The organism is Streptomyces sp. NPDC055140 (assembly GCF_053607285.1).
Genome location: NZ_JBSGTG010000006.1, coordinates 213,724 through 234,049 on the forward strand (window position 1 = coordinate 213,724; position 20,326 = coordinate 234,049).

The window sequence follows — 20,326 nt, forward strand, 5'->3', positions numbered from 1 at the left end:
CTCCTGCTTCGGCGCTTCCCCCGCGGGTGGCCGGGCGGGCCTCCCGGGGGGGCGCGCGGGTTTGGCGTTTTGACAACCGGCCCCCGCCCCCCACGACGGTGTCGACCCTGACGCCAGGGGTCTCCTGGATCGCCTGGTCGCCGTCTCGGGTGCGGGGACAGGCTGATGGGATCTTTGAATCTCCGCACCCTGTGCTGAGGATGGCCTCGGAGTTGCTCGCCTTGATTCCTCAGGCAAGCGTGAACTGATCTGCGGGTGGATGCCGAACGTTGAGGGCTGGCCCGGCGGTCGGGCGGCTGACGGCTGGGACGGGCGGCCCGGGGTGAGCGGGCCTTGTCGCGCAGGCGGCAGCGGATGAGCGGACTCAGGGCTCGATGACGAGGCGTTCGATGAGATCGTCGCGGAGTGTGAACTGGTAGCGCAGATCGATGGTGCCACCGGGGAAGTTGCCCTCGAGGTGGTGGGTGGCGATGTAGTGGGTCGCGTCGGACTGCTGGATACCGGCGAGCTGGATGGTGTAGGTGAATTCGCCGGCGGACCGGCCCAGCCACCCTTCGATCGCCTCAGTGCCCTCGTAGGTGTTGCCGTCGTCGATCACTGTGGCTTCGCGGGTGAACGCCGTGACTGCGGTGGCGGTGTCGTGGGCGTGGTGCGCTTCGAGGTAGCGGGTGACCACCTCGGGCAGGCTGTCCGGGGTGGTGGTTCGGGGCTGGTTGTCCTGCATGACGTTCCTTGGCGTGGTGGCGGATTCAGACGGTGGGGGTGGTGCCGCCGTCGATGACGTGTTCGGCGCCAACGATGGCCGAGGCGCGGTCGGAGACGAGGAAGGCGACGAGTTCGGCGACCTCCTCGGGCCGGTTGGGACGGCCGAGCGGGATGCCGCCCAGGGAGTCCATGAGTTGGCCCAGTGCCGCTTCCTGGGAGATGTCTGCGTCGTGGGCGATCCGGGTGACGAGGTTGTCGGCGGCCGAGGTCTGGACGAAGCCGGGCGAGACGGTGTTGACGCGGACGCCGTGCGGGGCGACCTCGTTGGCCAGGCCCTTGCTGTAGGTGGTCAGGGCAGCCTTGGCCGCGGCGTAGGCCAAGGTGCCGTTCCACAGCGGCATACGGCGCTGGATCGAGGTGACGTGCACGACCGCGCCCTTGCCCGCGGTGATCATGTGCGGCAGGAGCGCCCGGTCCAGTCGGACGGCGGCCAGCAGGTTCGTGTTCAGCTCCTTGGCCCAGTCGTCCTCACCGAGCGCCGCGAACCCTCCGGCCGGCGCCTCGGACCCGCCGAGGTTGTCGACCAGGATGTCGACGCCTCCCACGCGGGCCTCCACCTCGGCGACTACATGGGCCGCGCCCTGGGCGGTGGACAGGTCGGCGGCGATGAACGCCTTCTCCTCGACGTCGTCGGGGCGGCTGCGGGCGGTGACCAGTACGGTCGCGCCGGCCTGGGTGAGCCGTCGGGCGATGGCGGCTCCGGTGCCCTTGGTACCGCCGGTGACCAGAGCACGCCGGCCTTCGAGGGATTCACTGATGGATGCGCTCACGGTGTGCTCCGTTCCCGGGCGCGGGCGCAGAAGGCACCGCTCCCGTCATTACTGCTAACTGCTAAAATAGAAGCTACTAACTTCGACTTTAGCAGTAACTGAGGAGATGGTCGCCGTGGCAAGCCGGATCAGGCTGGAGGACCGGGAGTGCCCGCTGTCCACGACGGTGGAACACGTCGGCGAGTGGTGGACGCTGCTGATCCTCCATGACGCCTTCGACGGCTACACCCGATTCGACCAGTTCCAGGAGAGCCTGGGCATCTCCTCCAGCATGCTCACCACCCGGCTGAAAACCCTCGTCGCGGACGGACTCATGGAGCGCCGGCCCTACCGGACCAACCCGGTACGCCACGAGTACGCGCTCACCGAACTCGGGCAATCCCTGCGACCTGTGATCGTCGCCCTGGCCGCGTGGGGCAACTCCCGCCTCACACCAGCGGAACGCAGCATGATCCTCATCGACGCGCACAATGGCGAGGAAGTCGAGCCCGTCGTCGTCGACGCCAAGACCGGCCGCCGACTCGACGACAGTGACACCTATGTCTTCACCGCAGGTCCCGCAGCCAGCGACGCCATGCGCCACCGTTACGCGACACGGCCGGCCACCCCCGCGGAGGCGTAAGGCACCCCGGACAAGCACCGAACGGTCTCGAGCAGGGCCGGGACGCACAGGTCGTACCTGAACGACTGGGCAACACCTGCTCGCCGCCGGTGTCGCGCATGCCAATCATCCCGAGCCGTTGAAGACCAGATCAAGTGAGGCGAGGAGTCGCAACACCCCAGCTCAAGGGGTGCGATGACGTTCGACATCCGGAAGGATCGGAAGCCACATGGGCGCCGGATCCTGGTCCGTGAGCGGGAGGCCGGCGTACGGACCAGGGGGTGAGTAGTGGGGAAGCATGCCGGATTGTCGACCTCGGCGTACGGCCGGAGCCTCGGCGATGAGTGGAACTGGTCCAGGGGTTTCCTGATGGGGAGTCGTACGGGGACCTTCCCGAAGCCCGGTGGGGCACCCGGGCGGTGACGTCGGGCTTCGGGGAAGGCCCCCAAGGTTCAGCGTCGTGGCGCCGCAGACGATGAGCGCCGTGCCGCCCCAAGCATCCCCGTTCGTTCTGCTGCCAGGGAATCCGAGAGCCCGGGGTGCAGGTCCGTGCCCCGGCCATCGCCGCCGCTCTTGGCATCGACGGTGTTGGTCCGGGTCGGCTGGGTCAGTGCGGGCCCCGAGCCCGTGGTGGGCGAACCGGTTGCCGAGCCCTTGGCGGATTGCGCTGACTCGTGCTGGATGGTGGCCAGGCTGGTTCCGCCCGGCGCGAGGGTGATCGTCTCACCGACGGAGGTGTTCACCTTGATCGTGGTGCCCGAGAGGGTTCCCTTGCGGACACCGTTCGCGTAGTACTCCACGGACCGTCCGGGCCACGGGTTGGTGACCGTGAGTTTTCCCCCGGACCGACTGGTGATCCGGACGTATTCCACGGAGTTGTCCCGCATGCTGCTCGAGACCACGAAATTGCCGTAGGCGAGCAGACCGCCGAACTTGGCATCCGAGTCGGCAGGCCAGTTCGGGAAGACCTTGATGTCGTGCTGGAAGGATTGGAGGAGCATCTCGTCGAGCCCCGATGTGGTGACGTTGAGGTTCTCGACACCGCCGCCGTAGTGGTGCACCGCCATGTTCGGGTACGAGTAGGCGGTGGCCTCGGTGTGCAGTTCCTTCATCAGCGTGTCTGGGTCGTAGCCGACCATTGCCGCGGCCGCGTACAAGGTGGCCGGGGAATTGTCGCTGTGCCAGTTGTTCAGCTGCGTGATCGTGTTCCGCGCGGTCTGGAGCAGGTCGGGTGAACTGTTCAGACCCACCTGGAGGCCTGGGTAGACGGCCTGGACGGCGACGTCGTTGCCGTCGCTGACCCAGCCGGAGCCTTCAGAGGTCTGCCGGAAGACCGTCTGACCGTTTCTCGTCATCGTGGGCAGCGGTGCGAGGTTGCTGTCGATGTGCTGCCAGGTGGGGATGAGCGAGTCGTTGACGCCGAGGTCGTTGCTCATGTCGATCAGGCCCTGGAACAGCAGGTGCACCAGACCGAGCGAGAGGACGCTGTTGGTCTGCGGATAGACGCCGCCTTCCTGCGGGGCGTCGTTGTGGATGTTGTACGTGCCCGTGGCCTCGTCCCAGGTCAGGTACTCCTGCCAGAACAGCCCGACCTGTTCGAGATAGGGAAGGACCTTGCGCGCGTAGGAGGCGCTGCGGGTGTACTCGTACTTCATGACCATGTCGCTGGCCAGGTTCACGGCGTTGGACTTCTGGTTGTACAGGTCGTCGGCGGCACTGGTGCCGTTGGGCGAGATGCCCACGGGATAGAGCACGCCCTTGTAGCCGCCTGCCGCGGCTTTCGCCTTGCCCCGGGGCATCCAGTCCAGGATGGGGTCGTCGTAGGAATCCATCTGGGCAACGTGGTTCGAGGACAGCGCCGGGTAGAAGGCCGCTTCGTAGTTGTAGTTGGCGTGGTAGTCGCCGTACCAGTTCATGTTCCCGGTGATCCAGTTGCCCCACAGGCCCGGGGCGTACTTCCCGCCGCGCGAGACCGAGCCGAGCAAGTAGAGCGAGCCGTACCAGCTCTTCTCGACGGCCTGGTCAGGGATCTGCACGAACGACCGGGACCAGTACTTCCGCCACCAGGACTCATGGGCCGCACGCAGCTTCGCCAGCGAGCCGCCGGTCAGCTCGGTGACCGCGGAGTGGGCGACGGACCGGTAGCGGGGTGTGTCGTGGCTGCTCCGTATCGCCGCGGTGACGGTGTAGGTCACGCCGGGCTTGAGGGTCAGGCTGATCCGGTTGCCTGACGGTTTCGCGGCCGTGCCCTGCACCTTTGTCGCGATACGCGCCTGGGGGTTCCCCGGGGCGGAGGCGGTTCCGGCCTGCACGTCGGCGTCAAGTACGCCGTCCTCGACCGAGGTTGACGGAGTGTTCCCGAGCCCGTCCTGCAGGGTGATGGTCGCGTCCTGCGTGTACGAGCCGGACAGGCGCAGGGTGGTGACGAACAGGTTCTCGGTGGCCGAGACCCAGCTCCTGGATGCGAGTGTCTCGCTCCCCAGTGTATAGGTGCCCTCGACCTGTGCCTCAGCGATGTTCTGTACGACGTGGTAGTCGGCGTCGGCAAGGCCCGGGACGGACAGCACGATCCGGCCCAGCGGCTCGATGCCGTTGGTGGCGGTGGAGAAGAAGTCGTTCTTGCCGAGGTAGAAGGTCTGGTCGTCGACGGAGCCGCCGACCGCGACGCCGAGGTCGCCGTTGCCCAAGAGGGGGGCGTCGACGGTCCCACCGTTCGTCAAAGCGGTGGGCGGGGAGTCCCACTCGCCCTGGAACTGCGACACGGTGCGCAGCGCCCGGTCCGGGGTGGGATCGCTGAAGGTCTGTGCGGCTGCGGGCGAGCCGCTTTGAAGGGCTGTCAGGCCGAGGACCATCAGGGCCGAGGCCAGCGTGGTGCTGATGTGTTGCCGGTAACGAAGTGAGGATGTCACTGCGGTGTGACCTTTCTTCTCATCTCTCATCCGGGATCCCGCTCTTGATGAACGGGCGTTTCAGAGCGGCGCGGTCTGGCCACGGTGTTCGCACGCTGTGGCCAAGTACGCCGCATCAAGCAGCTGGGCGTGAGCCGGTTGTCGGGCCGCGCTGATGGCGATGCGTCTGTCACGGGCCGGGGCGGCCTCGGTGAGCCCCGCTCGCAACGGATCGGCTACGAGACCACAGGACGCGGCAATGGGGCCGCCGATGATGCTGTGGCAGGGGTTGGCTTCGTAGCCGTGAATCGTCGGCATGACGATGTCAGTCTCTGCGGGTGTCGCCAGGGTTGTTCAGCGGACCGGGCCGAGGTGCGTGAGCGTTCCCACGCCGTCGACGGACGAGGTGGCGGGCAGGGAGACCGGGCCGCCGGTTGCGAAGGTCGGGTTGATGTCGAACAGAGCGGAGAGCACCGCCTCGGCTCCGGCCGCACCTGCGATGCACTCGCGTGTAGCCACGCCTCGCTCGGCCACTCGGGCCCGCTGCTGCCCGTCGTCAGTGGTGACGATCTCCATGGCCTGGCCCCACAGCCCGCCCGAAGCGGCGGAGGGGAGGTCGCGCAGGAGAGCGATCGCCCGGTCGCGCCGACCGAGGCGGGCCAGGCCGTGGGCGGTGACGCCGGGCCAGGCGGCGAAGGCGCCGGCCGCGCCATGGTCGGGACGGTCGGACGCGGCGGCGATCGGGTCATCGGGACTGAGCGCGCGCATCCAACCGCCCACCAGCAGACGGTTCGTGACGAAGTCGGCCATCTCCCGCCGTATCCGGTCCGGGAGTTCACGGTGGAGGGCCGCCGCGACCAAGCCGAAGTCCAGGCAGTGCCCGATCGTGTCGGTCCCGTCCGGTCGGCGTACCTGCCAGCGGCCCGAACCGGCGTACAAGTCCAGGAGCCCGGCGGCCAGTTGACCGGCCTCGGCCTCGGCCTCCTCGGCCTCCTCGTGGCGGCCGAGCCGCCGGTACAGTCCGGCCAGCGAGCGCGTCGAGGAGACATAGGCGCCGTTGAAGGAAGCGACGACGCCGGTGTATGTGGGCACGCACTCAAGGAGCTGCCACGGATCGTCGCCGAAGTCGGCGAGCACGCCACCGGTGGCCGCGCTACGCCGCGCGCGCCACCCGAGCCCGAGCCGCTCCAGGTGTGCGAGGACGGTCGTTCCACCGGTCGTCTCGTCGAGGAAGGCGAGGTCGCCGGTGATGCAGACGTAGTGCTCGATGAGCCGGAACAGGGCGTAGTCGTTGGCGCTGTAGGCATTGCCCAGGGGACCTCCACCGAGGTTCTCGATGCCGAAGGAGTCCCGGTAGGGGCCGGCCAGAACGCGGAGGAGCCAGGAGCGCAGTCCGTCCGGTTCCAGCAGTGCGTACAGGCGACTCCACTCGCTGTGGTCCCAGAAGTAGGTGGTGGTCGGACCGAGCCGGGGGCCGCCGGTGAGGAACACCGGCTCGTCGGGCCGGATGCGGGTGTTGCGCTGATACAGCGCCTGAAGGGCGCCCATGTAGTAGGTGCGTGCGAGTCCGGTGTCCTCGGTGATGAAGGTCGGCAGATGTCCGGTGAAGTCAGCATTATTCGGAGTGAACATGCTGGCCCATAGCCGCCGCCAGCCGCCCTCCGAGGCGCTCATTGCCGCCTCGAAGCCTTCGACAGCGATACGGGCCTGTGCCGAGGCGGCGTCGGCGTCGGTGCCGTATGCGCAGCTGATCCCGATGGACATGCTCTGCCCCGGCTCGAGCCTGCAAGTCCATGCCGCCCAGCCGCCGGCGCCCTCGGTCCCCAGCTCACCGGATGGCCCGGTGAAGGCGTAGACAGCGCGCGCCGGTGACTGGGAGTCCGCGAAGGCGACCGTGCCGTCCTCGATCCGGGCCGCCCAACGGCGCGATGCGGTCCAGTGCCGTGTACGGGCGACTTCCGAGCCCGCGAGGCACAGCACGACGTGGTCGGGCTCGACGTCCACACGGACGTGATGCCAGTCGCCGACGGTGAGTTCGGCGTCGGTGAACTCCCGTTCTCCTGTGATGCCGACCCAAAGTCGGCCACGGTCGACCCCGATCTGCAGCGAGTCAGGGTGGTTGCCGTGCGTGAGAACCGTCCCGGACTGCTCCGCCGCCTCGAGCTGTAGCTCAAAGCCGATCTTCAGGCCGGAGGAGAGCACGAAGCGATCCGAACTCGTCTCGCCGTCGGGCGTCAGCGCGATCTCCTCATCACCCCACCGGATCACCTCGCCGTCGGCCCCTTCCACCCGAAGTCCGCGCAGGGCTCCGGCTACGCCGACCCGCGGCTCCGGCTCCGTGTCGCCGCTGACGTGCGCCGGGAGCGCGTCGTCCAGGAGCATCGGACCGTGATCCTCGTCGCGCTGGATTCCCGGAATACGGGGCCTGCCCAGCCTCAGCCGCCGTGGCGCCGGTGAGAGCAGGTAGTGCCGCTCGCCTCCGCCCGTGGTGGCACGGATGCGTTCCAGGGCCATGAAGTCGTGGTGCCGGCCGTGGTTCCACGGGCCGTCGTACAACCAGCCGTAGCCGACGTCGGAGTGGGCGACCATCGCGAAGAGATCCTGGGCCAGCTCGACCGTTCTTGTCTCGCTGCTCTCATTGGTGACCACGATCCGCCACAGGAGCAGGTCTTGGGACAGCGCCATCCGGGTGTCGGTGGTCAGGTGCAGCCCGTCCCCGCGGTACTCACGCAACACACCCCATGGCTTCCACAGGAAGTGCTGCGCAGCGGGGATCACGCCGTCCACGGACAGTTCGCCGGTGTGGTAGCCGAAGGTGAACGGCGGGGCGGCCAGCCAGGACAGGGAGGTCAGATCGTGGTTGACGTGGGCCTGGCCCTGCTGATTGCGAAGGGAGGGCAGATGCGCGATCTCGTCCGCGTCGACCCGGTGCCCGGCGACATCGCCCAGATCCGGGACACCCGTGCTGCCGATGCCCACGGTGCGGTCGGTGGCCTGCATGGTCACTTGGTGGCTCCCGAGGTCAGTCCAGCGATGAACTGCTTCTGCAGCGCGAGGTAGCCGGCGACGGGAATGACCGCCGCCAGAAGCATCACGCCGAACAACTGGGCGTAATTAGTGGAGAACTGACCGACCGACAGATACAGCCCTGTGGTGATCGTCTGACCATTCAGCGGACCGAGGATGAACTGCGGGTTCATGAAGTCGTTCCAGATCCACAGCGACAGGAAGATCGCGACGGTCGCGGTGGCCGGACGCAGCAGCGGCATGACGATCGTCCACCAGATCCGCAGCGACCCGGCGCCGTCCACGGTCGCGGCCTCGACGATCTCGCCGGGGATCGACCGCAGGAAGCCGGAGTAGACGAACACCGCGAACGACAGATAACCGCCTCCGACGTTGGCCAGGATCAGGCCCGGGTAGGTGTGGTCCAGGTGCAGGAAGGTCAGGACGCGGATGGTGGGGAGCAGCACTACCGCGGGCGGGATCATCAGGCCTGCGCCGAAGCCCGCCAGGACGATCCTGCGCAGGCGGGCCGAGCGGCGGGACAGCCAGAAGCTGAGGGCCGCGCCCAGCGGGATGATCAGTAGGACCGAGGCGAGGACGGTGACCACGGAGTTGGTCAGCCCGATCTGGACGATCCGGTCGGTACGGTCGAGAGCATCCGTCAGGTTGTGCGAGGTCGGCGGCGCGGGGGGAGCCGCAGGGTTGCGGATGATCTGGTCTTGTGGTTTGAAGGCGTTGACGAGCGTGAGGTAGACCGGGCTGACGAAGGCCAGGGTGAGCAGTCCGGCTGCCACGAGGTGCCCCCGAGCACCCCAGGCACGGCCGTTCCCGCGCGGAGTTGGCATGTGCCGTGGTGTCACTGTTCGCCCCTGGACTACGGGCCGTTGTGTTGTCGACGTGCTCACAGGTCCACCTCCCGGCGGCGCAGCAGGGCGGTCACCGACAGTGCGATGGCGGTGGAGACGACGAGGAGGAGCATCGCGACGGCCGAGGCGTAGCCGTAGCGGCTGTCCGTGAAGGCGAGCTGGATGATGTAAAGGGCGGTGGATTGTGTGGAGTTGGCCGGGCCACCGGAGGTGAGCACCGTGATGATGTCGTAGAGCTTGAGCATCGTGATCAGAGAGATGGTGACGCTGATGGTGGTGCCCGGGGCCAGCATCGGGAACGTGATCCGCCTGAACCGCTGCCACCGGCCGGCGCCGTCGACCATCGCGGCCTGGTACAGCTCGCCGGGGATCGACTGCAGTGCGGCCAGGTGGACGACGGTGGTGAACCCCGTCAGCACCCAGGCCGCGACGAGCCCGACGGACAGGACCGCCAGGTGCGGGCTGCCCAGCCACGTGATCGGCCGGTCGATGATTCCCAGCGAGGCCAGGAGGTTGTTGAGGATGCCGTCCTGGGCCAGGATGTAGCGCCAGACGTAGCCGACGATGACACCGGACAGCACCTGCGGCAGAAACGCCACGGTACGCATCATCCGGAAGCTCATCGAAGTCTTGTTGAGCAGCATCGCGAATCCGATGCCGACGGCGTTGGCGACGATGGTCACGGCGCCGGCCAGCAGGAGTGTGAAGCCGAGACTTCCGGCCAGGGCGCTGTCGTGCGCCATCTCCGTGTAGTTGGACAGGCCGACGAAGTCGGCCTGTGCCAGCAGCGGGTTCTCGTTCGTGAGGCTCTTCCAGGCGCTCATCATCACGGGAACGATGATGAACAGGGCGTAGAGGCCCAGGGCGAGGAGCGCGATCGAGGCCAGGGGCCGGTCGCCACGGCGTGGGCGGGCTCGGATGGTCATGGCACGGATGGACATGGCTCTTTCCTCGGAGAAGGTCTGGGGCGCCAGGGCCGGTGCGGCCGGGGCAGGTGAGGTGACTTACTTGGTCGCCGAGTCCCATGCGGCGTCCAGCTTGGCCAGCTGTCCGCCTATGTCGTCCGCAGAGAACAGCGCCTGACTGGCTGCGTAGAAGGAGTCGTTGAGCCCGGAGGGCATGGAGTCATCGTTGGTCGCCCAGCCGAACGCCGAGACCTTCGTGTTCCGCTGGGTGACGTAGGAGTAGGAGTCCTTGTAGACCTTGGTGACATCCACGTCGTAGTCGTCCAGGGTCTTGCCCTTGAGCATCGGGAACGCGCCGTCCCCCTCGATCAGGGCCTTGTAGTTGGCAGGGTCCAGGGACCAGGCCTCGGCGAACCTGGTGGCCTTGGCCGGGTCGGCTGTCCTGGCGCTGATCGCCATGGAGCCGCCCACCGAGAACGGCACCACGAGCGACCCGTCGTCGGTGGGGGTGAGGAAGGCACCGAAGTCGTCGGCGTGATCCTTGGGCACGGAACCGAGGAACCAGCTGCCCATCATGAACATCGCGGTCTTGCCGGACGTGAAGTTGGTGACGGAATCGGCATACTTGACGCCGAGAGCGCCGTCCTCGAAGTAGCCGTTCTTCGCCATCGTCCGGTACTTGCGTACCGCCGCCTTCACATTGGCGTCGGTGAAATGGACCTTTCCGGCGTAGCGTTCCTTCAGCCAGTTCGGGTTCTTGCCCAGTACGTCAGCGGAGAGGATGCCGACCAAAGGCATCGACGCAGAGAACGGATCGCCGCCGCCCAGTTCGATCGGTGTGGTACCGGCGGCCTTGAGCTTGGCGCATACGTCCATGAACTCGGACCAGGTCTTCGGCGGCGCGGCGATGTGAGCCTTGGCGAACAGCTTCTTGTTGTAGAAGACCTCGGGGATGATCTGCGAGTTGGTGGGCGGGATGTAGACCTCGCCCTTGTTGGCGTTGCCTTTGGGCAGCAGGAAGTTGGCGTTCACCCACTTCTGGTCGTACGGCTTGAGCAGCCCGGCCGTCGCGAACGTCGATGGAGTGATCGACTGAAGCAGGTCCGGGAACTGCCCGGAGGCCTGCAACTGCTTGGCGTATGCGTCCCGGTCCGTGCTCGGCGCGACGATCTTCTTCACAGAGACGTCCGGGACCTTCTTCTGCGCGTTGGCGATCGAGGTGTCCCAGAACTTCGCGTTGAGGCTGGGGGTCTCGAAGGTGAGGTACGTCAGGGTGCTGCGGCCCGTCCCGCTTCCGGTCGACGCAGCAGAGCATCCGGAGAGGGCGCACGCCACGGCTAGGCAGACAAGGGTCGGACGTTTGCGCCTCATGGAAGTCTCCTGGGGACGATGCGGCCCGATGGATGGGGCGGACCGAGCCGGTTCGACGCCGTGCCATCCTTCGAGATAACGTTATCGCGAGGATAGAAGCGGGTTGCGGGAATGTGTCAAGGGCCGGTTCGATATCGGTCCGATGTCTTCGAGGAGGAGCTGCCGGATGACGCGAGCACGGCGGGAGAACGGGGGGCGGCCCAAGCGTCCGACGATGGTCGACGTCGCACGCGAGGCCAGGGTGGCCCTGCGCACCGTCTCACGGGTGGTCAACAACGACCCCACGGTGGGGTCGGAGTATGTCGTCAAGGTCGAGGCCGCGATCGCCGCGCTGAACTACCGCCCTGACGAACGGGCCCGCCAACTGCGCACCGGCGTAGCCGGAACCATCGGCGCCGCCGTCCGCCGTATTGCCGAGGCCAACCCTGAACTGGCAGCCATCGAACGAACGGCCCGGGAAGCCGGCCTGACTCTCCTGGCCGCCTCGACGGACTTCGACGAGACCAGGGAACGCGACATCCTGATCTCCATGTGCCGGCAACGCCTCGACGGCATCATCGTCGAACCGTTCGGCGAGAACCACGCCTACCTCCAGCCCGAACTCGACGCGGGCGTGCCGGTGGTTGCCATGGACCGCCCGATGAGTGGGATCTCCGTGGACTGCGTCATGTCCGACAACGCCGCCGGCATCGGCATGGCTTTCCACCACCTCCACCAGCAAGGCCACCGCCGCATTGCCTTCATCGGCGACAGCGAACGCGTCTTCTCCGGGCGGGAGCGCGCCGTGGCCTTCCGCGCGGCTCTGCGTGCCCACGGCGAGGCAGCCGAAGGCCTGGTGCACTCAGGCGAGATCACCCCCGAGCGCGTGGCTGCAGCACTCGACACGGCATTGCGCGGACCCGATCCGGCAACCGCCCTGGTCACTGGAAACATGGACACCACACTCGCTGTCCTGAGACACCTCGGCCCGCAGGCGGCCTCCCGGCTGGCCCTCGTCGGCTTCGACGAGGTACCCCTGAGCGACCTCCTGCAACCTGCCCTCACCGTCGTCGCTCAGCAGACTTCCGTGATCGGCCGGACCGCCGTCGAACTGCTCCGCGCCCGCATTGCCGACCCCGAGCGCCCTGCGCAGACCGTGACCGTCCCGGTGGCCTTGAAAGTCCGCGGCTCCGGTGAGGTAGGCGCCTGACGCCCGGGGCGGCGCCGTCGATGCCTTGCGCCTCGTGCTCGCACGAAGGGGCACCCGAGTCGCGCGATAACGTTATACGGCGCGCGTCGCCGGAGGTGCCGGGTCACGGCGGCGCGCTCGACGGCCCGGCCGGGGTGCCGACGGCGTACGACACGGACATCGAGCGGAGCCATCTGCTCGAGTACGGTGCGCGGACCGTCGAGGAGACGGTGGGATGCTCGCGGAGAATCTGGCGGGCTACTGGGCGATCGTGCACCGCTGCCCCTCCGGCGAACTGGCGGCGACGGTGGCCCGACTGCTCTCCGAGCGGGGCGCCCGAATCGTGGTGACGCCGCCGGGCCTGCCCGACGCGTGGCTGCCCGACGCGAACGTGAAGCGCATCGCCGACGACGCCGCGCAATTCCCGGCCGCGCTCGACCGCGTCGACACTGTCGTCACCGCCTGCGCCGTCGCGGTGGCCGAGACCGGCGCCATCGTCCTCGACGGCGGCCCGGACCAGTGTGCCGCGCGGGCGAATAGACGATGTGACCGTCATCCCCGTCGGTGACGGTGAACTGGCTGATGGGGCGCAGCAGTCGGGTACTGCTGCCATAGCGGGTCAGGGTCAGTTCAACGGCGTGGTCTCCAGCGCCCCTGGACGTGAGTGACGACGCCCTGGTGCACGCAGTCACGGCTGGGCCGCTCGTTCTCGTCGCCGGCCCGGCTCTCGTGAGTGCGACCGCCACGCACATCCTCACCAGCGTGCGGATGTGCGTGGCCGATGTGTGCTCGTCCGGCCCTCAGTGCGTATCGGCGCCGAACAGTCGCTGCGCGAGAGGGTCCTGCCCAAGGAACGCCGCCAGTGCCGCCCGGTCCGGCGCGGTGGCGGGGCCGCGGCGGGCCACCGCGTAGGCTGCCGCCGCGTTGGCGCCGCGGGCGGCCGTCACGGGGTCGTGGCCCTGGCCGATCAGGGCCAGGAAAGAACCGACGTGGGCGTCTCCCGCGCCGTTGCTGTCCACAGCGTCGACCGGGAATCCCGGCACGTGCGTCGGTGCCTGGCCGGGCGCCGCCAGCCAGCAGCCGTCCTTGTCGGCCCGCACGAGCACGCCCGCGCCCGGGCTCAACCGGTCCCGCAGCGCCGTCACCGCGACCCGCGGATCCTCGTGCCCGGACATGAGGCGGGCCTCGCGGGCGTTGACACTGAGCCAGTCCACACGGGCGAGGACCGGCGCGAGAACGGCCTCGGGGATGTCGGCCACCAGGGGCGCCGGGTCGAGGCAGACGGTGATCTCCGACGGGAGCCCCGCCGTGAAGCCGGACAGCAGCGGGCCGTTGGCCGACAGCACCAACCCGTAGCCGGAGAGTTGCAGCAGATCACCGGGACGCAGCTCCGCGGCAAGCGTGTCGATGTCCGACGATGTCAGCGTGGCCTCAACTCCGAAGCTGGTGACGAAGGTTCGTTCCCCACCGCTGTCGATCAGGGCAACGGTGAAGCCGGTGTCGCCGTCCGTACGGACGGGCAGCAGCGTTCCGATGTCCTCGGCGGCGAGGGCGTCGCGTACGAGATCGCCGTACGGTCCCGTGCCGTGCAGCCCGGCGAAGACCGCTTCCGTGCCGAGGCGGCGGGCCGCGACCAGGGTGTTGAAACCGCCGCCGGCGGTCGTTTCGGTACGGGTGCTGATGACATCGCCGCCGCGTTCGGGCAGCGCGGGAACCTCGATCACGAGATCGGCGATGACGTTCCCGGCGAGGACGAGACGGCCGTTCATTGTCCGGCTTCCTGAAGAGCGGGGGCTGCGGATTCGTTCCCGCTGCCGGCGGCGGAATCGGCACGGCGGGCGAACAGCGCGTACGCCGCGGCACCGACGACCATGGATATCGCCCAGCCGAGACCGTTCACACCGAACCAGGTGCCGGAGAGCGGGCCCGCGAACCAGACGTCGGTCTCACTGGTCGAGGCCTTGGTGAAGAGCAGACCGGCCACGATGGCGGCGGCCCAGCCGAGGACGGCGGGCAGATGGAATCCGCCCGAGTACCAGTACCGACTGGTTCGGGTGGTGTCCATCAGCGCCTCGGGGGCGTACGTACGCCCGCGCAGCGAGTCCACCGCGATGACTCCGATCCACGCCGAGATGGGTACGGCCAGCAGGGTCAGGAACGTCGAGAAGGGCCCGTAGAAGTCGTCGGCGATCAGCATGAAGTAGATACCGCCGGCGAACATCAGCACCACGTCGAGGGCGACTGCGGCGGTGCGCGGCACCCGCAGCCCCAAAGTGATCATCGTCAGCCCGGCGGAGTAGGTGGACAGGTGGTTCGACATGAGCAGCCCGCCGAAGGCCGCGACGAGATAGGGGATCGCCATCCAGGAGGGCAGCATCGCGTTGATGGCGGCTACCGGGTCGGAGGAGGTGGCGAGCGTCCGGTCGCCCGCTGAGAGCAGCGAGCCGAGCGAGATCAGCAGCACGAGAGGGATGCCCGCGCCGAACGCGGAGGCCCCGATCAGCCGGCGGCCGGGAATCTCGCGGGGCAGGTAACGGGCGTAGTCCGCACCCGCGTTGGCCCAGCCGATCCCCGTGCCCGCGGCGATGAAGCCGACACCCGCGATCACTCCGCTGGTCGGCCCCGCCGGGACATGGAGGACCTTGGACCAGTCGACGGTGGCGACGAGGAAACCCATCACGACCAGATTGAGGACGCCGAAGACGACCGTGGCCCACTTGTTGATCCACATGATGGTGGCATGGCCGAGTCCACTGATCAGCAGCGTGCAGGTGATGAAGACCAGCAGACAGACGAGCGTGAGCACGGTGTTCCGGCCGATCCCGAAGGCGGTGTTCAGCATCGCCAGCAGCGCGTACGCGGCGGTCGTGGTGGTGATCGTCTCCCAGCCGACCCGGCTCAGCCAGGTGATCAGGGTCGGACCCGCGTTGCCCCGCTGTCCGAAGACCGCGCGGGACAGGGTGAGTGCGGGCGCGCCCCCCTTCTTGCCTGCCAGGCTCAGGGCTCCCACCAGCGCGAAGGAACCGAAGGAACCGACGACGGCAACGAGTATCGCCTGCCAGACGTTCAGGCCGCGGAAGGCGACGAGGGTCGCTCCGAGCGGGAGCCCGAGGATGCTGATGTTGGCGGCGAACCAGGTCCAGAACATCTGGCCGGCCTGTCCGTGCCGCTCGTTGTCGGGGACCGGTTCGATCCCTCTTGTCTCGATGGCACCGACGCGATCGTTCGCCTTCGAAGCGGCCATGACGGAACCTCCTTGCAGGGTGCGAAAAGGGCGGGTGGGGAGAGCGGGGAAGGTGTGCGCGTGTGCTGGGCGAAGCGGCGGGGCCTCGGGGCCCTGCCCGTGGCCGGGTTCCGGGCGGCTCAGCGGAGCGTGAGCAGCCGGGCGGTCAGAGGTTCCAGGTCGAGGGAGTTGACGTTGCGGAGCGTTCGGACGGCCTCGGGGGGCAGTCCCGAGAGCCCCGTGACCGACCCGGCGACCGCACCGGCGATCGCACCGATGGTGTCGCTGTCGCCGCCGAGGTTGGCGGCGAGCAGGGCAGCTAGCCAGGGATCGCCGCCGGCCACGGCGAGCACCGCGAACGCGGCGGGCACCGACTCCTGGCTTGCGACGCTGGTGCCGACGAGCGCGACGATCCGGTCCAGGGCCTCGGCCTCCGGGAGATCTCGCACAAGGTCCTGCGTCCACTGGATCCGGGACGCGATGTCGGCTCCCGCGATCCAGTTCCCGCGCCGTGCACCGGCGCGCGCCGCGGCCACAGCAGCGGCCACGGCCTCGCCCAGCGTGCCTCCGCCGACGCCCGTGCTGACGGCGGCAGCTACGGCGGCCGCGCCCGCGATCCCGATACTGGTGTCGTGGGTGACCTGGCAGGACTCCACGACATGGTCCAGGAAGGCGTCCAGCGGCTCGACGGCGAAAGCGATTCCGACCGGGGTGACGCGCATGGCCGCGCCGTTCGTCGTGCCGTGCCTGCCGGCCTCCTGAGTCGGGACACCACGAGCCACCGCGTCCAGAGCCGCCTTGGTGGACGGGCCGAGGAGATCGAAGGAACCCTTGGCCTTCATCTCCTTCTCCCAGTCGAGCAGTTCATGGGCGAGGCGCAGGGGGTCGATCCGACCGCGGCCCTCGTCGATCAGCCGGCCGACGATGACGGCCTGGTCGGTGTCGTCGGTGACGGACCCGGCCGGCATACCCGCGCTGACCGGATTGTCGGGGCGAGCGGGTTCGAAGCCGGTGAGCGTCCCGTACACCCGGACGACGTCCTCCCTGGACATCACCTGCGTGGGCATGCCGAGAGCGTCACCGAGGGCGAGTCCGTAGTAGGCACCGAGGGCGCGGTCGAGTCGGTCGGTCACAGTCGGCCTCCTCGGCCCGAGCGTACGTGCAGTTCAAATCTGGCGGGGTCGAGCAGGCTGGTGACATGCTCGACGACCGAGTCGTCGGCCGCCCGGTACACCTGGGTGAGCCGCAGAAAGGACTCGCCGGCTGAGCGGTGCAGTACGGCGGCCTCCGCCGCGTCGAGCCCGCGCACCGACACCACGCCTTCGCCGGAGTCGGTGGTCCGGCCCGCGGCGATCAGCGTCCGGCTCAGTGAGCCACCGTCGAGGCCGCGTTCGGGCAGCCCGGCCAGGCCCCCGGTGGCCGGGACTCTGCTGCGCTCCAGCGATACGCCCTGTCCGTCGGCGAGCCGCCTGACCCGGTCCAGGGCGATGAATGCACCCGAATCGAGTCCGAGCTCCTCGGCCAGATCGCAGTCGGTCACCTCTTCGAAGCGGAGGGTCTCGGTGTGCAGTGCGGTGTCCTGCTCGGCCAGCGCTCTGGTCCAGCCGAGGCGGTTGTCGAGTGGCGTTCCCTCGTAGGTGACGAAGGAGCCGATCCCGGCGTGGGTGGAGATGAGCCCTTCTTCGCCGAGGACCTGAAGCGCCTGCCGCAGGGTGGTGCGGCTGACACCGAAGCGCTGGGTGAGCGCGTACTCCCCCGGGAGTCGGCTGCCTTCAGTGTGGACCCCGGCTCGGATCTCGTCGGCGAGGACGCTCGCGATGCGTTGATGTTTGTGTACCTGTCCAGGCATGTCCAGACAGTAAATGGACAGGTCCTCTCAGGTCCATAGCTGCAGAGGATTTTTTCCGTGCGACCGCGGCTCCGGGGGCCGCTCAGGCCGGACCCGAGATCGCTGTCGGCCTGCGCACACTGAACATCGGCGCGTTACCTGGTCGATCGGTTCGGCCGGAACCGGGGACTGACTGGGGCGATGACCGGAGCTGGACTCGATATCCCGAGCACCATCGCCGACGAGTCCCGCAACCTGGCCGCCGCCGAGGCGGCTCTGCTGGCCGGCGCCAAGCGCGCGGGGTCCGTCCGGGCCGATCTGGCCGTCGCCGATATGCGGGCCCTGATGATCGGCTGCGTAACCCGCGACCGGGACCCCGCGGATCCGGGGGCCCGCGACCGTATGATCGACATCGCCTGCACGGGCGTGCGACCCAAGCGCTGAGCACGGCTATCGACGAGAAGACTCCCGCCCGACAGGCGAAGTGCTGAGCGCGGCTTTCCGCGAGAAGACCCCCCGCCCAAAGGCGGAGTAGGTCTGGGTCTCCGTTCGTCCCGGTTTTTTTCTGCGGTTTTCGTCGTGGCTGGTCGCGCAGTTCCGCGCGCCTCTCAAAAGCAGGTCGCCCGCGCCTAGCGGGACGCCAACAGATCGGCCAGCAGCGGGAGTTGTTCCGGGTCCTCCAGGGCTGAGCCCACGGCGACGACCCTGGCCCCGGCTGCCAGGTAAGCGGCAGCGTTGGACGCGTCGATGCCGCCCGTCGCCACGAACGGCACCTCCGGGAACGGGCCCCGCATGGCCTTGAACCAGCCCTGACCGAGCACGCTCGCCGGGAACGCCTTCAGCCAGGTCAGGCCGAGCGCCCGCGCCGCCTGGACGTCGGAGGCGGTGGCGACGCCGGGCAGGTGCGGCAGGCTCGCGTCGAGGCTGGCCCGCGCCACCTCGGCGGCGAGCCCGGGTGCCACCGTGAACGCGGCACCCGCCGACACCGCCCGGTCGAGGCGCTCGGTCGTGGTGACCGTGCCCGCGCCGACCGCCTTGCCGCGCTCGCGGCTCGCGGCCACCACGGCGGCGAGCACCCGCGCGGCCTCCTCGGTCTGCACCGGTACCTCGACGCACTCGATGCCCAGGTCCCAGGCTCGTACGGCGAGTTCCACGGACTTGTCCGCCGGCATGCCGCGCAGGATCGCCATCACGGGCGACTTGGCGAACAGCTCGTCGAACGTCGGCGTCTCGGGGTCTACGGGGGTCAGGGGCGCCATCCCAGCTCCTTGGAAATCGTCTCGGCGGTGGTCATCAGGTCGGGCAGTACGTCGGCCTCGAGGGCGGCCAGGTCGGCCTTCGCCTTCAGGGCGGTGACGGACACGGCGGCGACCACATCGCCGCCGCTGTCGCGCACGGGGACGGCGAGGCAGTTCACGTAGTCCTCGTACTCGCCGTCGTCGACGGCCCAGCCGCGCGCCCGGGTCTCGTCGAGGGCAGCGCGATAGGCGGCTGCGTCCGTGATCGTCGTACCGGTGTGCGGCGCGAAGTCGCAGCCGGCGAGAAGCGCGTCAGCCCGATCGCGGGGTACGTGGGCGAGGATCGCCTTGGCGACGCCCGCGGTGTGCAGCGTGACGGGTCGGCCGATCTGCGAGTACAGCCGCACTCCGTCCACCGGGTCGACCTTGTCGACGTACACGATCTGCTCGCCCTCCAGCGCGGCGAGGTGCACGGTGTGCCCGCTGCGCTCGCCGAGCCCGCGCAGGTGCTCGCTCGCGACGTCCTTCAAGCCGAACTGTTCCAGGGCGAGTTGGGCGAGCCCGGCGAGCCGGTGGCCGACCGCGTACCGCCCGTCGGGCAGGCGGCGGGCGAGTCCGCCCTCGGCCAGCGCCTCCAGCAGGCGCAGCGCGGTCGACCGGTGCACACCCAGGTGCTGGCCGACCTCGGTCTGCGTGCGCGGCCTGCGGGCGATGCACTCCAGGATGTCGATGGCCCGCCGTACGGTCTGTGACATGACCTCAGCTCCTGTCCTTTGGTGAGATGGGGACGTAGTCCTCGATGCTGCGCAGCGTGCGCCCGGCCAGACGGTGACCGAGGGCGAGGCGCTCACGCGGCGCCGCCCCGTCGAGCAGCCCGCTCAGGTATCCGGCGGCGAAGGCGTCACCCGCACCGACTGCCTCCACCACGTCAACGGCGGGCGCGGCCACGAACTCCTGTGTCCCGTCGGCGAATTCAGTGGCTCCCACGGCGCCGTCCTTGACGACGAGCGTGCCGCGCGGCGCGATGTGGTCGCGGATGTCCTGTGCGGTGGCGGTGCCCCACAGGGTCTCGCCCTCGTCGCGGCCGACGAGCACGATGTCGGCGCGGCGTGCCAGGGCGAGCAGCGCCTCGGCCGCCTCGCCGCGCGAACTCCACAGCGCGGGGCGGTGGTTGATGTCGAACGAGACCAGGGTTTCGGTGCCGGCCGCCCGCTCCAGAAGCGCGGCCACGAGCCCCGCGCACGTGTCGGACAGGGCGGGTGTGATCCCGGTCAGGTGCAGCAGCCGTACGCCGGTCAGGTCGATGCCGTCAGCGTCGGCCGCGCTCATCCGGGAAGCCGCCGAGCCGGCCCGGTAGTAGTGCACGCGCGTGCCGTGGGGCATCGGGTCCTTGAAGTAGACGCCGGTCGGGGCCGAGGTGTCGCGCCGTACGCCGGTGACGTCCACGCCGCGTGACGCGACCGCCGCGACGATCCGCCGCCCGAACGGGTCGTCGCCGACCCGGCTCACCCAGGCGGCGCCGTGGCCGAGGTCGGCGAGGTACTGGGCGACGGTCGACTCGGCGCCCGCGACGGCCAGCCGCAACTCCCCACTGTGCTCGAGGCCTGCGCCGTCGGCAGGCGTGACCTGCGCCATCGTCTCGCCGAGGCAGACAGCCGTAGCGGCCGTGGTGCTCATCGCGCCGTCCCTCCGTTGGC

Annotated in this window: 18 protein-coding genes; 4 read left to right on the top strand and 14 right to left on the bottom strand. The window is 68.9% G+C overall.

Translation table 11 applies throughout. The annotated features are described in order from the left end of the window. Positions 1–364 precede the first annotated feature (364 nt). On the bottom strand, positions 365–724 hold the full coding sequence (locus tag ACWFR4_RS14780) for a nuclear transport factor 2 family protein (RefSeq protein WP_453458117.1): 360 nt from the start codon (positions 722–724) through the stop codon (positions 365–367). Positions 725–749: 25 nt separating this feature from the next. Then, a complete protein-coding gene (locus ACWFR4_RS14785) occupies positions 750–1,535 on the bottom strand; it encodes an SDR family oxidoreductase (protein WP_453458120.1) in 786 nt (261 codons plus the stop codon). 106 nt (positions 1,536–1,641) lie between these two features. On the opposite strand from ACWFR4_RS14785, the gene ACWFR4_RS14790 reads away from it, so the two are divergent. Next, on the top strand, positions 1,642–2,157 hold the full coding sequence (locus tag ACWFR4_RS14790; RefSeq protein ID WP_453458123.1) for a winged helix-turn-helix transcriptional regulator: 516 nt from the start codon (positions 1,642–1,644) through the stop codon (positions 2,155–2,157). Between the two features lie 431 nt (positions 2,158–2,588). Here the strand turns inward: ACWFR4_RS14790 and ACWFR4_RS14795 are convergent, their stop codons facing one another. The 5 genes from ACWFR4_RS14795 to ACWFR4_RS14815 form a co-directional block, all read right to left on the bottom strand. Further along, on the bottom strand, positions 2,589–5,045 hold the full coding sequence (locus ACWFR4_RS14795; protein WP_453652714.1) for a glycosyl hydrolase family 95 catalytic domain-containing protein: 2,457 nt from the start codon (positions 5,043–5,045) through the stop codon (positions 2,589–2,591). Between the two features lie 333 nt (positions 5,046–5,378). Continuing rightward, entirely contained in the window at positions 5,379–8,024 is a 2,646-nt protein-coding gene (locus tag ACWFR4_RS14800) for a hypothetical protein (protein WP_453652854.1), read from the bottom strand. Positions 8,025–8,026: 2 nt separating this feature from the next. After that, positions 8,027–8,824 carry a carbohydrate ABC transporter permease gene (locus tag ACWFR4_RS14805; RefSeq protein WP_453458128.1) on the bottom strand — a complete coding sequence of 266 codons (798 nt, stop codon included), beginning with the start codon at positions 8,822–8,824 and terminating at the stop codon, positions 8,027–8,029. A 107-nt stretch (positions 8,825–8,931) separates the two neighbouring features. Further along, positions 8,932–9,837, bottom strand: a complete 906-nt coding sequence (locus ACWFR4_RS14810) for a carbohydrate ABC transporter permease (protein WP_453652716.1) — start codon at positions 9,835–9,837, stop codon at positions 8,932–8,934. A 63-nt stretch (positions 9,838–9,900) separates the two neighbouring features. Beyond that, positions 9,901–11,172, bottom strand: a complete 1,272-nt coding sequence (locus ACWFR4_RS14815) for an ABC transporter substrate-binding protein (RefSeq protein ID WP_453458133.1) — start codon at positions 11,170–11,172, stop codon at positions 9,901–9,903. A 166-nt stretch (positions 11,173–11,338) separates the two neighbouring features. Here ACWFR4_RS14815 and ACWFR4_RS14820 point away from each other — a divergent pair, with 166 nt between their 5' ends. Both ACWFR4_RS14820 and ACWFR4_RS14825 read left to right on the top strand, forming a co-directional pair. Continuing rightward, a complete protein-coding gene (locus ACWFR4_RS14820) occupies positions 11,339–12,361 on the top strand; it encodes a LacI family DNA-binding transcriptional regulator (protein WP_453652718.1) in 1,023 nt (340 codons plus the stop codon). 214 nt (positions 12,362–12,575) lie between these two features. Then, on the top strand, positions 12,576–12,908 hold the full coding sequence (locus tag ACWFR4_RS14825; RefSeq protein ID WP_453458138.1) for a hypothetical protein: 333 nt from the start codon (positions 12,576–12,578) through the stop codon (positions 12,906–12,908). Positions 12,909–13,140: 232 nt separating this feature from the next. Here ACWFR4_RS14825 and ACWFR4_RS14830 read toward each other — a convergent pair whose 3' ends face one another. The 4 genes from ACWFR4_RS14830 to ACWFR4_RS14845 form a co-directional block, all read right to left on the bottom strand. Then, complete coding sequence (locus tag ACWFR4_RS14830) at positions 13,141–14,109, bottom strand: PfkB family carbohydrate kinase (protein WP_453652720.1); 969 nt, start codon at positions 14,107–14,109, stop codon at positions 13,141–13,143. Beyond that, positions 14,106–15,584 (bottom strand): purine-cytosine permease family protein, encoded by a 1,479-nt coding sequence (locus ACWFR4_RS14835; protein WP_453458143.1) that lies wholly within the window; start codon positions 15,582–15,584, stop codon positions 14,106–14,108. The genes ACWFR4_RS14830 and ACWFR4_RS14835 overlap by 4 nt, the downstream gene beginning before the upstream one ends. A 119-nt stretch (positions 15,585–15,703) precedes the next feature. Continuing rightward, complete coding sequence (locus ACWFR4_RS14840) at positions 15,704–16,696, bottom strand: ADP-ribosylglycohydrolase family protein (RefSeq protein ID WP_453652722.1); 993 nt, start codon at positions 16,694–16,696, stop codon at positions 15,704–15,706. Continuing rightward, positions 16,693–17,412, bottom strand: a complete 720-nt coding sequence (locus tag ACWFR4_RS14845) for a GntR family transcriptional regulator (protein WP_453652724.1) — start codon at positions 17,410–17,412, stop codon at positions 16,693–16,695. Before ACWFR4_RS14845 ends, ACWFR4_RS14840 begins: the two co-directional genes overlap by 4 nt. Before the next feature lie 138 nt (positions 17,413–17,550). On the opposite strand from ACWFR4_RS14845, the gene ACWFR4_RS14850 reads away from it, so the two are divergent. Continuing rightward, positions 17,551–17,835: an SbtR family transcriptional regulator gene (locus ACWFR4_RS14850; protein WP_453458242.1), complete on the top strand. Its 285-nt coding sequence runs from the start codon at positions 17,551–17,553 to the stop codon at positions 17,833–17,835. Between the two features lie 185 nt (positions 17,836–18,020). Here the strand turns inward: ACWFR4_RS14850 and ACWFR4_RS14855 are convergent, their stop codons facing one another. From ACWFR4_RS14855 to ACWFR4_RS14865, 3 genes are read right to left on the bottom strand one after another with little or no spacing between them, the layout of a single operon-like run. Next, the gene (locus tag ACWFR4_RS14855; protein ID WP_453652726.1) at positions 18,021–18,650 is read right to left on the bottom strand and encodes a bifunctional 4-hydroxy-2-oxoglutarate aldolase/2-dehydro-3-deoxy-phosphogluconate aldolase; all 630 of its coding nucleotides are present in this window, start codon (positions 18,648–18,650) and stop codon (positions 18,021–18,023) included. After that, positions 18,638–19,384, bottom strand: a complete 747-nt coding sequence (locus ACWFR4_RS14860) for an IclR family transcriptional regulator (protein ID WP_453652728.1) — start codon at positions 19,382–19,384, stop codon at positions 18,638–18,640. Before ACWFR4_RS14860 ends, ACWFR4_RS14855 begins: the two co-directional genes overlap by 13 nt. Before the next feature lie 4 nt (positions 19,385–19,388). After that, a complete protein-coding gene (locus ACWFR4_RS14865) occupies positions 19,389–20,306 on the bottom strand; it encodes a sugar kinase (RefSeq protein WP_453652730.1) in 918 nt (305 codons plus the stop codon). Positions 20,307–20,326: the final 20 nt, after the last annotated feature.

Bases quoted from the DNA above. Each gene is read 5' to 3' on its own strand.
- ACWFR4_RS14780 (WP_453458117.1), bottom strand. From the start codon at position 724: ATGCAGGACAACCAGCCCCGAACCACCACCCCGGACAGCCTGCCCGAG.
- ACWFR4_RS14790 (WP_453458123.1), top strand. From the start codon at position 1,642: ATGGTCGCCGTGGCAAGCCGGATCAGGCTGGAGGACCGGGAGTGCCCG.
- ACWFR4_RS14800 (WP_453652854.1), bottom strand. From the start codon at position 8,024: ATGCAGGCCACCGACCGCACCGTGGGCATCGGCAGCACGGGTGTCCCG.
- ACWFR4_RS14810 (WP_453652716.1), bottom strand. From the start codon at position 9,837: ATGTCCATCCGTGCCATGACCATCCGAGCCCGCCCACGCCGTGGCGAC.
- ACWFR4_RS14815 (WP_453458133.1), bottom strand. From the start codon at position 11,172: ATGAGGCGCAAACGTCCGACCCTTGTCTGCCTAGCCGTGGCGTGCGCC.
- ACWFR4_RS14820 (WP_453652718.1), top strand. From the start codon at position 11,339: ATGACGCGAGCACGGCGGGAGAACGGGGGGCGGCCCAAGCGTCCGACG.
- ACWFR4_RS14825 (WP_453458138.1), top strand. From the start codon at position 12,576: ATGCTCGCGGAGAATCTGGCGGGCTACTGGGCGATCGTGCACCGCTGC.
- ACWFR4_RS14830 (WP_453652720.1), bottom strand. From the start codon at position 14,109: ATGAACGGCCGTCTCGTCCTCGCCGGGAACGTCATCGCCGATCTCGTG.
- ACWFR4_RS14835 (WP_453458143.1), bottom strand. From the start codon at position 15,584: ATGGCCGCTTCGAAGGCGAACGATCGCGTCGGTGCCATCGAGACAAGA.
- ACWFR4_RS14845 (WP_453652724.1), bottom strand. From the start codon at position 17,412: ATGCCTGGACAGGTACACAAACATCAACGCATCGCGAGCGTCCTCGCC.
- ACWFR4_RS14855 (WP_453652726.1), bottom strand. From the start codon at position 18,650: ATGGCGCCCCTGACCCCCGTAGACCCCGAGACGCCGACGTTCGACGAG.
- ACWFR4_RS14860 (WP_453652728.1), bottom strand. From the start codon at position 19,384: ATGTCACAGACCGTACGGCGGGCCATCGACATCCTGGAGTGCATCGCC.
- ACWFR4_RS14865 (WP_453652730.1), bottom strand. From the start codon at position 20,306: ATGAGCACCACGGCCGCTACGGCTGTCTGCCTCGGCGAGACGATGGCG.